The organism is Enterobacter sp. CPE_E1241 (genome assembly GCF_045618265.1).
In the GTDB taxonomy this organism is placed as follows: Bacteria; Pseudomonadota; Gammaproteobacteria; order Enterobacterales; family Enterobacteriaceae; genus Enterobacter; species Enterobacter adelaidei.
Map to the genome: position 1 here is coordinate 4,256,983 of NZ_JBIWYV010000001.1, position 16,820 is coordinate 4,273,802.

Sequence of the window (16,820 nt, forward strand, 5' to 3'; positions counted from 1 at the left end):
AGTGTCCCCTTTTTGTCCCCTGGATTTTTTTCTCAAGCATTCGCCAGGCTGCATCCTGCATAGCATTGTATGATTTTTTTATTACCCGCCTCTGATTTTTGCCGCCCCGTATGAAAGCACATAGCCAACTATCAATGCCCCAAAACACCCGGCGAATTTCATCCATGTACTTTCAAACCAGAAGAATGACCCCATAGCAAAAATCACAGCCAGAGAGGTGATGGTTCCCTCAATTGCGTGGGACATTAACGATTTTACAAATTTCATTCTGTATTCCTTTGCAATCCATAGGATGTCCTTCAATGAACACGAGGTAAGGCTCTAACTGCTGTTCAACGAGAAAGTAGACCATATCCAGATTCTCTTTTGACACCCTGGCGTATGTAGAGGGATATTTGGCTTTCATCCGTCTTGACGCTCTGGCTGATTCTTCAATAATCCCCTGAAACATCACGACGTTTAACGCGGCTGAAGCACTGAACCGGATAAAATGTTTGTACGCCTGATCAATCGCCAAGCGATTCAACATCAGACTTGCGGTTGTCTGAGCCAGTACAATTTGCCCACCTGTTCGCCCACCAATGCTTCCGGCTCCGTAACCCAATTTATTGTTTACGGCCTCTTTACCTTCATCATTGAGTTTCTGATAGAACGAGGTGAAAACGATAGTAATCAGCCTTCGCAAAGGTGACTCAGCATTACCCAAGCTCTTGAGCATATAGAAAAAACGCTACGTCTCAACCTGGTTTCTTTGTTTGGCGCTTTCCCCGGCAAGTCCGCTTCCCTCCCAGCTTCTTACAACCCCCATGTAAGCTGTATTTGGTATAGAGGAGATCCCATCGAGAATCCCTAATGCAACCGGTTTAGCGTCCATATCTCATCCCTATTGCTCTGAACTCGAACAAAGAATAACCAGTCATTAGCAACGTATCCAAGAATTTTTTTCAGTTTCAGACTCCAACACAATATCACGCCAGCCCGCACCACGATTGGCATCGCGCATTTTTGTATATGGTTTGCTTAAACGCCGCCAGCACTGACACGGTCTGGCGATATGTTTTGAAGAAAAAAATGAAAAATGCTTAGGCTCCAAAACCTTAGGCGGGTGCGAATCATGTTGCGCAGCGCATGAGCGAGTTGCTGAGAGATGCGAGAGCATTTATAAGCAACCAATTACTCCACACGTTAAAGATTTTCGACTTAATGCCGTTTTATAACGTATCACACAACATTGAGGCTAAACATGATCGGTAATTTATTGGGCAATAAGGATTTTACACGTTACGTTGTCTACGCAACTCTCTTTGCTGTAGCCCTGAATAGGGCGCATGGTTTGTCGAATTTATTACGATTTGCATTACGCTATTTTGGTGTAGGGTATACAGACTCAAAAATGAAACACATGGATAATAAATGGTTTGATATTCAATTATTTAAAATCATAAATGGCATCAACATCTCAAACATTAATGACATCCGTTTAATCCAGCTTGGACTGAATGAAGGAAAATTAAAACCATCATCTTTCCTCCTTACTAGCTCCTGGGGCGATATCACCAAAAAAATGCCTACCAGGAAAAAAATAACATCAATTATTCTCGGCACGATGTTAATTTTGACAGGTTCTTTTTTTTGGTATACGCAAAACTCTATAGCGTATGGTTTTGCTAAAATTGATTTTGGAACATTTACTTATTATTTATCCAAAGATACATTAATAATTACATCGCAATCTGGTACTATTAACAATGCAACAATCCATAGCAAAGAAGATTGTATAAACTCCCGTAAGCTAATACCTAATGACTCAGTTTTTGCTCTGGCATGCAATAAGCTGTTGAATAACAGCCAATCTTATCAACGGTGGCTTGAACAAGAAATAGCCACAATAAACACATCTAAAAAATATTTACTTGCTTTGGCATATATATACCTGACTATCGGTGTAGTATGGTTGTTTTCACTGTGGCAATTTATTCGTGCTAATTTACAGGTTGTAAACTACAAGCGTTCTTTGGAAAATAAAAATGAAATTAAAAATAATAAAGAAGAACGAATATCAATGTAGCCAATCTGAGTTTAAAAAAAACACAAAAAAGCCAACCCCGTATTCCCACGGCGTTGGCCCTGTTTTAAAGCAGTGACATTTACAACAGGTTAAAAGACATAACGCATGCCAAGGGTAAATTCATTAGAGACGATGTGCGCTTTCATCTGCTCATCTTTTAAGCCACGCATGTTCGCATAGTTGTTATATCCACTTTCGATCTTACCCATATCGATATAGCGATAACCCAAATCGACATAGAGACGATCAACCGGCGTGTAACTTACGCCTGCGCCTAATGCGTAAGTCAGGTTGTTTTGCGTCGTCGAACCGTATTCACGGCCAGGATTACCCTGCCAGCCGTCGGCTTTAATCCTGCTCACACCAAGCCCTGCGGTACCGTAAACAGAGACGCCGTAGCCCAACTCATAATCACGATAGACGTTCAGCATCAGACGTTCTGTTTCAGTCTGAAGATGATCAAAACCGTTAGGGAAGGCGCTGGAGCCGTTGGTGTATTCGGTTTTCTGCTTAAAGGTGTATTCACCTTCAGTGCGCCAGCCATTACCAAACCGGTATCCCGCAGCAATCGCCGCACCGCCTAAGTGCTCTTTTTGTTTACCACCCACAAACTGCCCGACACCCGGACGGGAACTGGTATCCATCTCTTTGGCTCGCTGTTCAATCTGCAGGTATTTTGCGGAACCGTAATACCCTTCTTCGGTATTTGCTGCCAGAACCGTAGCCGGGATCATCGCGATCGGCAGGGCGGCTAAAATAGCTTTCATACTCATCTCTACTCCGTTGAAAAAATATTCCGCACGTCGAACAGTCGTCCGCCGATGCCAGGAAAAATAGTCAGTGAGAGGGATAGTAAATGGCCCGTCACGGGCAAACTATTCGGGTGATTATGGGTTTTACCTGGTAATATTACGTAGGGACTGGTCTTATTTTTCTAACAATAATTAGTAGTTTCAATGAATTAATATATGAGATTTTCAACGGACTGCGTGAAGCGTCTCACTTCCCCTCCACCTTCACAAACTGCAAAACTAAAGAAATCCCCCATCGCGCCGATCATCATCCGTGTGTATTATTTCCTGTAGCTTTTACAACAACTAACCTTAACTCAAATACTTAAGCGCCAAAGCGAAAGGCATCATGAGCACACCGATCAAACGGCTAGAAATCATTAAAAATGCCATTGAACTGGAAGATGACGACATCATCCAGAGCCAGCTGACACGCCTGAAAAATGAAGCGTTTGACGATGAGCTACAGGCAATCGTCGTGGCGCTTGAGCAGAAGAACTACACCGCGGCCATGGCGGCCATTACCGCCTGGCTACAGAGCCAACGCGCAATCACCCAGTGGCGCGATCCACAGGTGGCCGCCAGCAAGCTGGAGCTGAAGGCGCTGGAAGAGCGTCTGCGCGATCTGATAGATCGCCGCAATGCGCGGGTGCAGCAGTTGGATGAGTTCAACGATCTCTACTTCTCCCGCCTCGGCCCGCTGATGCAGCAGATCCTCGCCCTGCGCAAAACGCTGGCGGAGATAAACCTGCGTCGTCAGCAGGCGGAAGCGCGTCGTCGCCAGGAAGATTACCGTCGCTGTCAGCAGTATATGGCTCAGGCTGTAGAAGTGCTGGCAACGCTCACCCAGCGCTGGCGCGATCTGCCTGCCGATTCCGTGCAAGCCGCTGAAGCACGCAAACATTTGCAGCAGCAAAGTAACCTGATTGCCAACCTGCTGGCCGAAGCGCTGGAGCTTGAAAGCGGCTTAACGCGCGAAGAAGAGCCCGCGCGTCAGGCGCGCGACGAAGCCAACGAAGAGTACGAGAAATACCGCGAGCAGCACCACGATGCCGAAGTGCGTCTGCGTAAAGGCAAGGATCTCTCGGAAGAAGATCAGAACGAACTGAAGCGCCTCTGGCGCCAGGCGAGCAAGCTTTGCCACCCGGATCTGGTGGCCGACGACCTGAAAGAAGAAGCCAACGCGATGATGGTGCAGCTCAACCAGGCCAAACAGCGTGGCGACGTCAAAGCCATACGCTCTCTGGTGGCGCGCCTGCAGCAAGGCTTCGAGCCGCTGATGGCCAGCGACAGGCTGAACGATCTGGAACGTATCCGCAAAAAAATGGCGCAGGTCCGCGAGCAAATCGACATTTTAGTGAACGAGCTGGCGGAGCTGGAGAAAGAGGAGTCCTGGCTTCTGGTGTCGTCGCTGAGCAATATGGAAGCCTACTTCGCTCAGCAGGAGAAAGCGCTGCACGAAGTTCGCGCCTCGCTCGAACATCAGGTGAGCGAAGCGCAACTGGATTCTGCAGCCTGATTATTTAGCGTGCCAGTAAGCGCTGGCACGCACCAGCTGCGGATCAATCGTTTCGGATTCAAACTGGCGGCTCAGGCTTTTCACTACCTTCCCTTCCCCGGTCAGCCAGATAAAGTAATCTTCCGCCGGAACGGTTAGCGTCGCCAGATGGTCCGCCACAGCCTGCTCGCTATGGCCAACAATCCAGGTGATGTCGAACATGCTCAGGTGTGCCAGATAATCCTTATAAGATTCATCCCCAACCGTCACCACTGCATGAACGTCCGGGCGAACAGGCAGTTTTGCGATGCCTTCTAAACGGCGGCGCAGTGCGGGCATGCCGGACTCATCGCAGACATACAGCTGCCAGGCATAATCTTCCGGTACCACCAGCGAACCGCGTGGACCGCCGATCGTCAGCTTATCACCCGCCTTCGCCTCGACCGCCCAGTGGCTGGCAATGCCGCCGTCATGAACGAAGAAATCGAGCACCAGCTCATGTTTTACCGCGTCGTACAGCGGCGTATAGTCGCGCGCCTGAGGACGTACGCCGTCACCCCAGTCGATGCCGTCATCGGTGACTACCGGAGGCACAAACGTCGTCCCTGGAGCCGGGAAAAAGACTTTAGTGTGGTCATCAAAGCCACGGGAGCTAAAGCCCTCCAGCGCCTCGCCACCTAAAACAATGCGCTGGAAACCCGCGCTAACGCGCTCAGCGCGGAGCACCGTCAGCTCGCGAAAACGCAGGTCATTACGAACACGCTGTGGGTAACGGGTAGATGTCATTTTTAGACCCTTCTCAGGTGAATACGATATATCTAAATCAATTTTAAATGATAATGATTGCTAATCAACAAGAATGCAAGATCTTTTAGATTGCATCTGAATATATCTTAGATATAGTTTAGATATATCAAAACGAAGGACACAGTATGCGACACGAACACGATGGCGGCGGACGTCGACCGCGCTTTTTTGGCCACGGCGATCTGCGTCTGGTGATTCTGGATATCCTGACGCGTAATGCGAGCCACGGCTACGAGCTGATCAAAGAGATCGAAAACATGACTCAGGGTAATTACACCCCAAGCCCGGGCGTAATCTACCCGACTCTGGATTATCTACAGGATCAGGCCTTTATCCTCATTAAGGAAGAAGAAAACGGCCGTAAGAGCATTACGATTACCGTGGCGGGTCAGCAGTGGCTGGATGAAAATCAGGAACAGCTGACGCACATACAGGCGCGTATCAAAGCGCGTTCCGTCGGTTTCCAGTTGCGAAAAAACCCGCAGATGAAGCGGGCGCTGGATAACTTCAAAGCGGTATTAGATCTGAAGGTCAATCAGGGAGAGCTCTGCGATGCGCAGCTTAAGCAGATCATCGGCGTAATCGACCGCGCAGCGCTGGAGATCTCCCAGCTGGATTAAGCCGGTGCGCGCTCGCTCACGCGGAAGATGCGTACCAGCTCTTTCAGGTGCATCGCCTGTTCGTTAAGGGATGCCGCCGCCGCGACAGACTCCTCCACCAGCGCAGAGTTTTGCTGGGTGGTGGCATCAATCAGGCCAATCGCACTATTAATCTGCGAGATCCCCTCCGTCTGCTCATGGCTGGCCTGGCGGATCTCACGCAGAATAACGTCCATCTCTTCCACGTTGCCGACCATCCCGTTGATCAGCCCACTCGCTTTTTCAACCAGATTCATCCCGTCCTGGGTCTGGCTGGTGGAGCTCTCAATCAGCTCGCGAATTTCACTGGCAGACGATGCGCTTTTCTGAGCAAGCTGACGCACCTCGCCCGCCACAACCGCAAAGCCACGGCCATGCTCACCCGCACGTGCCGCTTCCACTGCCGCGTTCAACGCCAGGATGTTGGTCTGGAAAGCAATGGCGTCGATCAGGTCGATAATGTCGGACATCCGATTTGAGGTCTCGTTAATCAGGCGCATTTTGCTGGTCACCTGCTTCATCATCTCACCGTTGTTTTTAACCACCGTGGCGGCATCTGCTGAGAGGGTGGTCGCCTCACCGGTATGCGACGCGGTGTTTTTCACCGTAGCGGTGATCTGCTCCATGGAAGCGGCGGTCTGTTCAACAGAGCTTGCCTGCTCTTCCGTGCGCGCGGCCAGATCCTGGTTACCGGCGACAATCTGCGCAGCAGCGCTGGAGATATTCTCTGAGCCGGTTTGCACCTGCTGCACAATGTCCATCAGGCGTGTTTTCATCTCCATCAGCGCATGCAGCAGTTGACCCGTTTCGTCTTTGCCGTGCGGCGTGATACTGCAGGTCAGGTCACCCTCGGCGATGGCTTCAGCAAAAGTCACGGCCTGGCCCAGAGGACGGGTAATCGAGCGTACAATAAACCAGCCAATCAGGCTGCCTGCCGCCACGCTGAAAAGGGTAATCAGGATCAGCAGCAGGCGGTTGGTTCTGAAATCCCCCTCAACCTGCGCACCTGCGTACTGCATTTCGTTGTTCTGAATGGCAATCAGCGCCTGCACCTTCGCTTTGTACTCCTGCTGCAGGTTAAGGGTCGTGGTCATCATCTCCCTGATAGCACCCGCGCGATCGTTATTCTGCACTGCCTGTAAAATACGGTAACGCGAGTCCAGATACTGCTGACGCACACCGCGGATATCCGCCAGTGCCTGCTGTGATTTTGCATCATGCAGCGCGTTGTTCAGTTCCCCCAGGATCACGGTGATTTTCCCACTGATCTCCTTCAGATGCTGTTGCGATTGCGCCGTATAGGTCCCCTGTTCATCCAGCAACATGAGCTGCTGAGTGCCAATAAATTCCTGGAAGTTGTCGATTAACTGGTTCGCTTTTACCGTCGTAGGATAGTCACTGGTAATGATAGATTGCATCCCGTTATTGGCCCGGTTCAGACTCAGCAAGGACAAACTCGCACTCACCACCATCAGGACAATTAATAGCCCAAATGCCAGAAATAATTTCGTGCCGATCTTTACGTCATTTAAGAACATATTTTCTCCATCGATGTGATTATTTCTCAGACGATCGCTGTTATCGGTAACGAATTCGCTAACTTTATGACTTTGATCGTTTTTTTATTTCACAACCATCACAATAGATAGGTAGAGGCTATTAATAATGCCCCATCGATCGTTACTCAACCATCGGATGAGGCTTTTTCAAAATAGCATCGTGGAAAATTGGCTTAGGCAGGAATAAATAACTGAGATGATTTTTTTAGTTATTTAATATTAAATTAACAATAAAACACATCAATAATTACAACCTCAAATAATAAAGCCGTTTATTCCGTAAGGAATAAACGGCTTTACTGGAACATGACTCACTCAATGGAGAACCGTCACCGCATCCTTAAGACGTCCGGCGCGGTGTTTCACCATGGCGGAAATGTGCGCGCTTTCCTCGACCAGGTCGGCGTTTTTCTGCGTGATGCTGTCCAGCTCTGCCACGGCACGGGTTAACTCAGACAATCCAGTTGCCTGCTCGGAGGTCGCGTGGCTAATCTGGGCAATAAGCTGGGTCACGTTTTTCACCTGCTCAACGATGTCATCCATTGTACGGCCTGCGGCGTGAACCTGTTCAGAGCCGGACTGCACCTTGCTGGCGCTGGCATCAATAAGCTTACGAATATCATTAGCCGCACTGGCGCTGCGGCTGGCGAGATGGCGAACTTCGCCCGCGACCACAGCAAAACCTTTGCCCTGTTCACCCGCCCTTGCTGCTTCTACCGCCGCGTTGAGCGCCAGAATATTGGTCTGGAAAGCGATGTCATTAATCAAGGAGGTAATCGAACCAATGCGCTGCGTGCTGTCGGCGATATCATCCATGGTTTTCACCACGGTCTGCATCGCATTCCCCCCCTTCGTTGCCGCACTGCTTGCGGCCACGGAGAGTTTGTCTACTTCTGCGGCGGTTTCAGAGTTACTCTGAACAGAAGCCGCCATCTGGTTCATTGTCGCGACGGTCTGCTGCACATTCGCTACGGTCTGGCGCGTACGATCGTTCAAATCTTCATTACCCTGCGCAAGCTTGTCGCTACCATCGCGCACGCTCACCACCTGGCTTGATACATCATTGATTAACCAGCGGCACATCAGCCCCAGTTGTCCTACCGCACGCAAGGTCAGCCCCAGTTCGTCGCTGCGGTTCAGGTGCTGTACGCTGTTGCGCTCACCGGTCGCCACTTTCAACGCCTGACGTGCCACATTCTCTACCGGACGGACAATCTGCTGCTCAAACATCAGTGTTCCCAGCAGCATCACCGCCGCAGCCGCCGCGAGCGGTACCCAGCCTGCGGAAGTCGTGACCAGCGTGGCCGCGAGCACAGCAAAAAGCGCAACCATCACGCTGCGAACGCGCCAGCGCAGCGGCATTGCCGGGAGTTTCCCCAACCAGCCTTTACGTACCACCAGCCCTTTATGAATACGTTTCTTACAGCTTCCGTCATTCAGCGCCCGGTAGAGAGGCTCCACGGTGGCAATCTCTTGTTCCGTGGCTCTGGTGCGGATGGACATATAGCCCGTCACCTGCCCGTGACGCACCATCGGCACTGCGTTAGCACGAACCCAGTAGTGGTCGCCGTTTTTACGTCGGTTTTTGACAATCCCGCTCCACGGCTCGCCCTGTTGCAGGGTGTACCACATATCGGCAAATGCCGCCTTTGGCATATCCGGGTGGCGCACCATATTGTGCGGCTGGCCCGTCAGCGCGTCGAGCTCATAACCGCTCACCTGCACAAACGTGTCGTTAGCGTGTGTAATGTAGCTATGGATGTCTGTGGTAGACATTAAGGTGGTGTCATCATCCAGAGGATATTCATTCTGGCTGACATAGATTGGAGAAGACATCGTGAGCATCCCTTGCAGGTTATTTGAATGTTAATTTTGTGGATTTATGTTTTTTCGGCGGTAAACAATTTATCTTTAGTTGTTAAACTTGATAGAGATCGCAGATTTCACTTAAACCGCACTTTTTGTGAGATTTTATAATTCATTGATTTCAAATACTTTCGCAAAGAAATTACCTGCAAAGCATGATGTGTTAACGCCCACTTAAGTAGCAGCAAATGCCCCACTTTGGTGCGATTGCCTTTTCCCGCGTCTTTTTAAGCTCGCTGCCCTGGATAGCGAAATCCCGTTTCGGTTGTATCGGCATGATTAAATATTGTGCAACATAATTTTAACCTGGCGTTTATCCCGATTTTCGTTAAGTCAGCTGAAGTGGCGTAATCCCTGCAATACTTAACGCAGTATCATGTGATACGCGATCCCCGGGAGCACATTTTGAACAGGTTACCTTCCAGCGCCTCGGCTCTTGCCTGTACCGCGCACGCATTGAATCTCATTGAGAAGCGAACGCTTGATCATGAGGAGATGAAACAACTTAACCGAGAGGTCATCGATTACTTTAAAGAGCACGTCAATCCAGGTTTTCTGGAGTATCGCAAATCTGTTACCGCCGGCGGGGATTACGGAGCCGTAGAGTGGCAAGCGGGGAGTCTGAACACGCTTGTCGACACCCAGGGACAGGAGTTTATCGATTGCCTTGGTGGTTTTGGTATCTTCAACGTGGGGCACCGTAATCCAGTTGTGGTTTCCGCCGTACAGAATCAACTTGCGAAACAACCTCTCCATAGCCAGGAACTGCTCGACCCGCTTCGCGCCATGCTCGCGAAAACGCTGGCGGCCTTAACGCCCGGCAAACTGAAGTACAGCTTCTTTAGCAACAGCGGCACGGAATCGGTCGAAGCGGCGATTAAACTCGCCAAAGCGTACCAGTCGCCGCGCGGGAAATTCACCTTTATCGCCACCAGCGGCGCGTTCCACGGTAAATCTTTGGGTGCACTGTCTGCTACCGCTAAATCCACCTTCCGTAAACCGTTTATGCCGCTGCTGCCGGGCTTCCGCCACGTGCCGTTTGGTGACATTAACGCTATGCGCACCGTGCTGAGCGAATGCCGTAAAACCGGTGATGACGTGGCGGCGGTGATCCTGGAGCCGATTCAGGGTGAAGGCGGTGTGATCCTCCCTCCGCAGGGTTATCTGCCTGCCGTGCGTCAGCTGTGCGATGAGTTTGGCGCACTACTGATCCTCGATGAAGTCCAGACCGGGATGGGGCGTACCGGCAAGATGTTTGCCTGCGAGCACGAGAACGTTCAGCCGGATATTCTGTGTCTTGCGAAAGCGCTCGGCGGCGGCGTGATGCCGATTGGCGCGACGGTTGCTACCGAGGAAGTATTCTCTGTGCTGTTCGATAACCCCTTCCTGCACACCACAACCTTTGGCGGTAATCCGCTGGCCTGTGCAGCGGCGCTGGCGACCATCAACGTGCTGCTGGATCAAAACCTGCCTGCTCAGGCGGAGCAGAAAGGTGACCTGCTGCTGGACGGCTTCCGCCAGTTAGGACGGGAATACCCGGATCTGGTTCAGGACGCACGCGGCAAAGGGATGCTGATGGCAATTGAGTTTGTTGATAACGAAATCGGTTATAGCTTCGCAAGCGAGATGTTCCGCCAGCGGGTACTGGTGGCCGGGACGCTCAACAACTCGAAAACCATTCGTGTTGAACCACCGTTGACGCTGACCATTGAGCAGTGTGAGCAGGTGCTGAAAGCGGCGCGTAAAGCGCTGGCAGCGCTGCGCGTGAGCGTGGAAGAAGCGTGATCTGAATTCCCCCTCCCCGCTGGAGGGGGAAAGTTTTTACTCCGGTAACAACCCCACAAAACTGCGTTTTTTGCGCGGCTCTGACATCAACTCCTCGAGCTTATCCACGCACGCCAGATAATGCGGCGTTTTCTTGTGCGCCAGCACCGCCGCTTCGTCTTTATAGGCTTCGTAGATAAAGAACCGGGTTTTCACCCTTGGATCCTGTAATACGTCAAAACGCAGGTTCCCCGGCTCCTGGATCGCCCCTTCGTGGTTGGCGCGAAATACTTCCAGAAACTCGTCCACCCGTTCAGGCTTGATGTTGATCTCCACTAACGTCACGTTCATTTTGCTTCTCCCTGTTTCTCTTCCTGCCAGAACTGGAACGCATCCCGCGCGCTCATATTCTCGTGAACCACTTTCTTCACCGCTTTCAGCATCGCCAGCGGCGCGCTGGACTGGAAGATATTGCGTCCCATATCCACACCGGATGCGCCCTGGTCGATAGCCCGCCAGCACATCTCCAGCGCCTCGTGCTCCGGCAGTTTTTTGCCCCCGGCGATGACGATCGGCACCGGGCAGCTGGCGGTCACTTTTTCAAAGCCTTCGTCCACATAATAGGTTTTGACGAACTGCGCCCCCATTTCTGCGGCAATGCGGCTGGCCAGCGAGAAATAGCGTGCGTCGCGCGCCATCTCCTTGCCCACGCCCGTCACTGCCAGCGTCGGCATGCCGTAGCGCGCGCCCGCATCGACAAGCTTGATGATGTTGTTGATCGACTGATGCTCGAACTCGCTGCCGATGTATACCTGCGCCGCCACCGCGCAGACGTTCAGGCGCAGCGCGTCTTCCATCGCTACCGCCACGCACTCGTTGGAGAGCTCACCCAGAATCGAGTTACCGCCGGAGGCGCGCAGCACCACCGGTTTGTTCGTCGCGGCAGGTACGGTGCTCCGCAAGATACCGCGGGTGCACATCAGCACGTCGGTTTCACCAAACAGCGGGGCAATCGAAAGATCGATACGCTCAAGACCGGTGGTCGGCCCCTGGAAATAGCCGTGATCAAAGGCCAGCATCACCGTGCGGTTGCTTTTCGGGTTGAAGATGCGCGCCAGCCTGGACTGCATGCCCCAGTCCAGCGAGCCGCAGCCTTTCAGGGTGAACGGCACGTTCTGCTGTGGCGTGCCAATGCCAAAATCTTTACCGTCTTTGATGTCGTCTAAATCAGCCATTTGCTCCCCCGTCAGAAATCATATTTATTGATGTTCTCTTTGGTGAACACCACACGCTCCGGCAGCAGCACAATGCCGTTGCCCTTCGCTTCATACTGGTAGCCCTGCACGCTGTTCGGCTCGACCTTCAGCGCCCCGATATTTTTTACGTCCACGCTGTCGCCAACGTTAAGATCGCCTTTTTTCAGCAAACGATCGGCGACATTGACCGCAATTTTGCCTTGCTGCACGACATCCCACAGACCGAAGGCTTTCACCGTGCCGCGCTCAACGTACGGACGCATCACGTTCGGCGTACTAAAACCAACGATCGCCACCCCCTCCCGCTTGAGGTTTTCCGCCGCCTGCGCTGCCGCAGGCAACGCGTTGGCATCCGGGGCGATGATCGCATCCAGATCCGGATACGCTTTTAAGATCCCCTCTGCGGTTTGCAGGGATTTGGTGGCATCGTTATAGCCAAACTGTGTGGTGACGATCTGCCACTGAGGATGATCTTTCTCGATTTTGGCTTTCGCCTCTTTCACCCACTGGTTCTGGTCGGTGACGGTAGGGCTGGAGTAGAAGAACGCCACTTTGGCATTCGGTTTCGTCACTTGCTTCGATGCCATCTCCACCAGCAGGCCACCAAGCTGTTCCGGCGTTCCCTGGTTGATGTAAATGCTGCGGCACTCCGGTTTGGTGTCGGAGTCCCAGGTCAGGACTTTTACGCCGCGCTGCATCGCGCGCTTCAGCGCCGGACAAAGGCCATCCGGTGACACGGCGGAGACGATAATCGCGTTATAGCCCTGGTTAACGAAGTTATTGATGAGCTGCACCTGGCCAGAGACGCTTGGCTCGGTCGGGCCATCGTAGGTGACATCCACACCCAGATCTTTTCCCGCTTCTTTTGCACCGTTGCCGCCGCTGGTGAAGAAACCCACGCCCACCAGTTTCGGGATAAAGGCAATGCGGTCCGCCGCCTGCGCCGATGCGATGCTAAGGGCCATCGCCAGGACTATCAGTTTTGTTTTCATCTTACGCTCCGGGTAGTTTTGTGAAGAGAGATCGCACCCATTCACGGTGCAGACTCAACGAACGTCCCATCACCACCACAACCAACAGCGCCCCTGACAGCGCGCTCGACACCTGGTTGGGGATGCCGACCATCTGTAAACCCTGTTGCAGATACCCCACCAGCAGTGCCGCCAGTGCAGTACCGATTACCGAACCTGAACCGCCGTAGATATTGGCCCCACCAAGTACAGCGGCGGTCAGAGCAGGCATCAGTAAATCGCGCCCTAAATCCGAGCGCGCGGAACCGAAATAGGAGACCATCACCAGCGCGGCAATCGCCGAGGCAACCCCGACCAGGCCATACAGCACGTACGGCATGCCGTTGACCGACAGCGCCGCATAGCGCGCTGCGCGTGGGTTTTGCCCAATCAGAAACAGATGACGGCCAAAGCGCCCGCGATGGGTAATCAGCCAGAAGAAAACGGTGATCGCCGCGAACAGCACCAGCGGGAGCGGCAAGCCGAGAAGTGTGAGGTTAGCGAATGCGGTAAAGCTGTCCGGGAAGCCACCGATGCCCTCATAGCCCGTCGCCCCCGCCATACCGGAGAGCAGCAGCGCCCCGCCGCCGTAGAGGTAGAGCGTGCCGAGAGTGATCACCAGTGGGCTAATGCCGGTGTAGTGGATAAGCGCGGCGTTGAATAAACCGCACAGCAGGCCGAGCAGTAAGGTCAGCGGAATTGCCACCGCCATCGGCCACCCCGACTGCATCATCACTCCCAGCGCGATGGCGCACAGGCCAATGGTCGAGCCGAGGGAGATATCGATCCCGCCGCTGATAATCACCAGCGTCAGCGGCAGTGCCACAATGCCAATGCAGATGAAATCGCTGGTGCTGAACAGTAACATATTGATATCCAGCATACGCGGGTTGATGGCACCAAAAAGCAGGATCTCCAGCACCAGTAAAATCAGCAGCGTGCTTTCCCAGTTAAGCTTCATTTACGCCACCTCTTTTTTGCGTTTCGGAAACGGTGTGACGTGCTTTCCCCCTTTGTTTCCCGGCTGGAAACGGCTGTACTTCAGCGCCCGCTGATGGCGCGCCAGCGCCTGGCGCAGACGTCCATCGAGCACCAGCACGCCAAGTAGCACCAGCCCGGCAATAAAGTCGTTCCACCAGGCCGGGAGCTTAAACAACACCAGCACGGTGTCGATTTGCGTCAGGAAGAAGGCGCCAAGTAACGCGCCAATTAGCGTGCCCGTGCCACCTAAAAGCGAAATACCGCCGAGCACGCAGGCGGCGATAGCTTTCATCTCCAGCCCGCTTCCGGTCTGGTTCGGCACAAAACCGATCTGCGCGGCAAAGACAATCCCGGCGCAGGCAGCCAGCATGCCGTTCAGCGTGAAGGCGATCATCCGCGTGCGATTCACCGCCACACCCAACTGGCGCGCGGCTGCCAGGTTATCGCCAACGGCATAAAAATCACGACCAAAGGCGGTGCGCGACAGCGTCCACGCCCCTGCCGCCGCGAAAAACAGCACCACCATACCGAGCGGTGATATACCGAAGGCGACAGGTTCAGAGAGAGATTTCAGCTGCGGCGGCAGCCCTTCAATCCACTTTCCACCCGTCCAGAGCAGCATCGCCCCGCGATACAGCCCCAGCGTACCGAGCGTGGCGACAATCGCCGGGATGCGCAGGCCCACGACCAGAAAACCGTTGAATGCCCCCGCCAGTGCCCCAACCGATAACGCAAAAAGCATGGATACCGACAAGGTGTAGCCGCTGTTAAGCGCCACGCCCACGGCAATGGCAGACAGCCCGACGATCGAACCCACAGAGACATCAATATTGCGGGTCAGCATCACCAGCGCGGCACCGAGTGCCAGCAGGATCAGAATTTGCGAACTGGCGAAGATCATCCCCAGCGTCTGCAGGCTGAAATACGCAGGGTTGAGCGCCACCAGCACAGCAAACAGGGCGAGGATCGCCAGAAAGGCGCTCAGCTCGCGGTTTTTCAGTAAGGTCTTCATGATTGCCCTCCAAACGCCAGCGCCATCATTCTGTCGAGGCTGACGGCGTGGCGCGGCAATTCGCCGCTGAGTACGCCCTGGTGCATCACCAGCACCCGGTCAGCAAGCCCGGGAAACTCATCGAGATCGCTTGAGATCATCAACACCGCCACGTTCTGTGCCGCCACGCTTTTGAGCAGTTGATAGATATCGGCGCGTGCCGAGACGTCCACGCCGCGCGTAGGCTCATCAACAATCAGCAGTAACGGATTGGCCTCCAGACAGCGCGCCAGCAGCACCTTCTGCTGGTTGCCACCGGAGAGTGTGCGCACGGTTTGCTCCGCATGGTTAAGCTTGATCCCCAGCGCCCGGTGGTAACGCTCCACCACCGCAGATTCCCGCTTGCGCTGCTGCCAGAGGGAGGGTTCGTTCAGCGCCACGGTGTTCCAGCGGACAGGCGCATCCAGAAATAAGCCGGAAACCTGCCGATCTTCCGGCAGATAGACCAGACCTTTATCGAGCCGTGAAAATACCGGATCGTCGGTGATCTCCTGATTTTCGAGCCAGACGCGGCCGCCGCGCACAGGACGCAAGCCGTAGAGGGTTTCGGCTAACTCAGTGCGTCCGGACCCCACCAACCCGGCAAGACCGACGATCTCGCCTGCGTAAATCTCCAGATTCAGATCGATAAAACCTTCCCCGGTGAGATCTTCCACGCGCAACACCGGGAAATCCTGCGGCTGGGTGCGGCGATTGCCCGGCAGCGCCAGCCACAATTTTTGTGCATCGCTTAAGCCTTTTTCCCGGCTCACCGGCGTCATAGCCGCAATCAGGGCGCTATCGTCAAACTGCGCGGTTTCGCCGCTAAGTACCACTGCGCCGTCGCGCATGACCGAGACGTGGCTCGAAAGCGTGCGGATTTCCGGCAATTTATGCGAGATAAAGACAATGCCAACGCCGAGATCCTGCAGGGCGCGGATCTGCCGGAACAACCGCTCGGTTTCGCCGGGCGTGAGGGAAGCCGTGGGTTCGTCGAGGATCAGGATCGTCGCGTTGCGCATCAGCCCGCGGAGGATCTCCACCATCTGTTGATCCGCCACCTCCAGGGTGCTGGCAGTGGCATCCAGATTAAGCTGGCACTGCAACTGGCGAAGTTTCTCCGCCAGGCGTTTATCCAGATCGCGTTCACGCGGCAGGCGAAAAAGGATGTTTTCCCGCACCGTCAGGTTGGGAAACAGCAATGGCTCCTGCGGCACCAGATAAATGCCGAGCTTGTGTGCCTGCGCTGGGGTAAGCCGCGCAAATGGCTGTCCGGATACCGAAAGTTCACCACTGTCCGGCGTCTCCACCCCGGCAATGATCTTCATCAGCGTCGATTTCCCCGCGCCATTACCGCCCATCAGCGCATGCACCTGACCCGCAAACAGCGTGAAATCAATGCCTTTTAAGACCGGCACGCCGGAGAATTGCTTGCAGATATCACGCGCTTCGAGAAGTAAGGTCATCATCGCCCCGCCATTGAACAAATGATTTTTAGATTTAATAATGTTCAAAAGCGTAGACGGTGAACTATATTTACAACCGTGCAGGG

Annotated in this window: 15 protein-coding genes; 4 read left to right on the top strand and 11 right to left on the bottom strand. The window is 53.5% G+C overall.

Going from position 1 to position 16,820, the window contains the following annotated elements; all coding sequences use genetic code 11:
• Positions 1–229: 229 nt before the first annotated feature.
• Positions 230–718 (bottom strand): hypothetical protein, encoded by a 489-nt coding sequence (locus ACJ9Y9_RS20820; protein ID WP_032666808.1) that lies wholly within the window; start codon positions 716–718, stop codon positions 230–232.
• Positions 719–1,243: 525 nt separating this feature from the next.
• Between ACJ9Y9_RS20820 and ACJ9Y9_RS20825 the strand changes: the two genes are divergently transcribed.
• On the top strand, positions 1,244–2,068 hold the full coding sequence (locus tag ACJ9Y9_RS20825; protein ID WP_028017127.1) for a hypothetical protein: 825 nt from the start codon (positions 1,244–1,246) through the stop codon (positions 2,066–2,068).
• Between the two features lie 89 nt (positions 2,069–2,157).
• Here ACJ9Y9_RS20825 and ACJ9Y9_RS20830 read toward each other — a convergent pair whose 3' ends face one another.
• On the bottom strand, positions 2,158–2,841 hold the full coding sequence (locus ACJ9Y9_RS20830) for an outer membrane protein (RefSeq protein WP_028017126.1): 684 nt from the start codon (positions 2,839–2,841) through the stop codon (positions 2,158–2,160).
• A 367-nt stretch (positions 2,842–3,208) separates the two neighbouring features.
• Here ACJ9Y9_RS20830 and ACJ9Y9_RS20835 point away from each other — a divergent pair, with 367 nt between their 5' ends.
• A complete protein-coding gene (locus ACJ9Y9_RS20835) occupies positions 3,209–4,378 on the top strand; it encodes a DNA repair protein (protein WP_028017125.1) in 1,170 nt (389 codons plus the stop codon).
• On the opposite strand, the gene ACJ9Y9_RS20840 is transcribed toward ACJ9Y9_RS20835, so the two are convergent.
• Positions 4,379–5,143, bottom strand: coding sequence for a siderophore-interacting protein (locus ACJ9Y9_RS20840; protein WP_028017124.1), 765 nt, complete (start codon positions 5,141–5,143; stop codon positions 4,379–4,381).
• Positions 5,144–5,289: 146 nt separating this feature from the next.
• Between ACJ9Y9_RS20840 and ACJ9Y9_RS20845 the strand changes: the two genes are divergently transcribed.
• The gene (locus ACJ9Y9_RS20845; protein WP_028017123.1) at positions 5,290–5,784 is read left to right on the top strand and encodes a PadR family transcriptional regulator; all 495 of its coding nucleotides are present in this window, start codon (positions 5,290–5,292) and stop codon (positions 5,782–5,784) included.
• Here ACJ9Y9_RS20845 and ACJ9Y9_RS20850 read toward each other — a convergent pair.
• Both ACJ9Y9_RS20850 and ACJ9Y9_RS20855 read right to left on the bottom strand, forming a co-directional pair.
• Positions 5,781–7,340 (bottom strand): methyl-accepting chemotaxis protein, encoded by a 1,560-nt coding sequence (locus tag ACJ9Y9_RS20850; protein ID WP_028017122.1) that lies wholly within the window; start codon positions 7,338–7,340, stop codon positions 5,781–5,783. The genes ACJ9Y9_RS20845 and ACJ9Y9_RS20850 overlap by 4 nt on opposite strands.
• Positions 7,341–7,676: 336 nt before the next feature.
• Positions 7,677–9,197, bottom strand: a complete 1,521-nt coding sequence (locus tag ACJ9Y9_RS20855; RefSeq protein ID WP_028017121.1) for a PAS domain-containing methyl-accepting chemotaxis protein — start codon at positions 9,195–9,197, stop codon at positions 7,677–7,679.
• A gap of 435 nt (positions 9,198–9,632) precedes the next feature.
• On the opposite strand from ACJ9Y9_RS20855, the gene ygjG reads away from it, so the two are divergent.
• The gene (gene ygjG, locus ACJ9Y9_RS20860; protein ID WP_032666807.1) at positions 9,633–11,012 is read left to right on the top strand and encodes a putrescine aminotransferase; all 1,380 of its coding nucleotides are present in this window, start codon (positions 9,633–9,635) and stop codon (positions 11,010–11,012) included.
• 36 nt (positions 11,013–11,048) lie between these two features.
• On the opposite strand, the gene lsrG is transcribed toward ygjG, so the two are convergent.
• The 6 genes from lsrG to lsrA are packed head-to-tail and all read right to left on the bottom strand — an operon-like array spanning position 11,049 to position 16,734.
• Positions 11,049–11,342 carry a (4S)-4-hydroxy-5-phosphonooxypentane-2,3-dione isomerase gene (gene lsrG / locus ACJ9Y9_RS20865; RefSeq protein WP_028017119.1) on the bottom strand — a complete coding sequence of 98 codons (294 nt, stop codon included), beginning with the start codon at positions 11,340–11,342 and terminating at the stop codon, positions 11,049–11,051.
• Positions 11,339–12,226 carry a 3-hydroxy-5-phosphonooxypentane-2,4-dione thiolase gene (lsrF, locus tag ACJ9Y9_RS20870; RefSeq protein ID WP_028017118.1) on the bottom strand — a complete coding sequence of 296 codons (888 nt, stop codon included), beginning with the start codon at positions 12,224–12,226 and terminating at the stop codon, positions 11,339–11,341. The genes lsrG and lsrF overlap by 4 nt, the downstream gene beginning before the upstream one ends.
• 11 nt (positions 12,227–12,237) lie before the next feature.
• A complete protein-coding gene (gene lsrB / locus ACJ9Y9_RS20875; RefSeq protein WP_028017117.1) occupies positions 12,238–13,239 on the bottom strand; it encodes an autoinducer 2 ABC transporter substrate-binding protein LsrB in 1,002 nt (333 codons plus the stop codon).
• 1 nt (position 13,240) lies between these two features.
• A complete protein-coding gene (gene lsrD / locus ACJ9Y9_RS20880) occupies positions 13,241–14,218 on the bottom strand; it encodes an autoinducer 2 ABC transporter permease LsrD (RefSeq protein WP_028017116.1) in 978 nt (325 codons plus the stop codon).
• Positions 14,219–15,250: an autoinducer 2 ABC transporter permease LsrC gene (gene lsrC / locus ACJ9Y9_RS20885; protein ID WP_028017115.1), complete on the bottom strand. Its 1,032-nt coding sequence runs from the start codon at positions 15,248–15,250 to the stop codon at positions 14,219–14,221.
• The gene (lsrA, locus tag ACJ9Y9_RS20890) at positions 15,247–16,734 is read right to left on the bottom strand and encodes an autoinducer 2 ABC transporter ATP-binding protein LsrA (RefSeq protein ID WP_028017114.1); all 1,488 of its coding nucleotides are present in this window, start codon (positions 16,732–16,734) and stop codon (positions 15,247–15,249) included. Before lsrA ends, lsrC begins: the two co-directional genes overlap by 4 nt.
• Between the last annotated feature and the right edge of the window lie 86 nt (positions 16,735–16,820).

Bases quoted from the DNA above. Each gene is read 5' to 3' on its own strand.
- ACJ9Y9_RS20820 (WP_032666808.1), bottom strand. From the start codon at position 718: ATGCTCAAGAGCTTGGGTAATGCTGAGTCACCTTTGCGAAGGCTGATT.
- ACJ9Y9_RS20825 (WP_028017127.1), top strand. From the start codon at position 1,244: ATGATCGGTAATTTATTGGGCAATAAGGATTTTACACGTTACGTTGTC.
- ACJ9Y9_RS20830 (WP_028017126.1), bottom strand. From the start codon at position 2,841: ATGAGTATGAAAGCTATTTTAGCCGCCCTGCCGATCGCGATGATCCCG.
- ACJ9Y9_RS20835 (WP_028017125.1), top strand. From the start codon at position 3,209: ATGAGCACACCGATCAAACGGCTAGAAATCATTAAAAATGCCATTGAA.
- ACJ9Y9_RS20840 (WP_028017124.1), bottom strand. From the start codon at position 5,143: ATGACATCTACCCGTTACCCACAGCGTGTTCGTAATGACCTGCGTTTT.
- ACJ9Y9_RS20845 (WP_028017123.1), top strand. From the start codon at position 5,290: ATGCGACACGAACACGATGGCGGCGGACGTCGACCGCGCTTTTTTGGC.
- ACJ9Y9_RS20850 (WP_028017122.1), bottom strand. From the start codon at position 7,340: ATGTTCTTAAATGACGTAAAGATCGGCACGAAATTATTTCTGGCATTT.
- ACJ9Y9_RS20855 (WP_028017121.1), bottom strand. From the start codon at position 9,197: ATGTCTTCTCCAATCTATGTCAGCCAGAATGAATATCCTCTGGATGAT.
- lsrG (WP_028017119.1), bottom strand. From the start codon at position 11,342: ATGAACGTGACGTTAGTGGAGATCAACATCAAGCCTGAACGGGTGGAC.
- lsrF (WP_028017118.1), bottom strand. From the start codon at position 12,226: ATGGCTGATTTAGACGACATCAAAGACGGTAAAGATTTTGGCATTGGC.
- lsrB (WP_028017117.1), bottom strand. From the start codon at position 13,239: ATGAAAACAAAACTGATAGTCCTGGCGATGGCCCTTAGCATCGCATCG.
- lsrD (WP_028017116.1), bottom strand. From the start codon at position 14,218: ATGAAGCTTAACTGGGAAAGCACGCTGCTGATTTTACTGGTGCTGGAG.
- lsrC (WP_028017115.1), bottom strand. From the start codon at position 15,250: ATGAAGACCTTACTGAAAAACCGCGAGCTGAGCGCCTTTCTGGCGATC.
- lsrA (WP_028017114.1), bottom strand. From the start codon at position 16,734: ATGACCTTACTTCTCGAAGCGCGTGATATCTGCAAGCAATTCTCCGGC.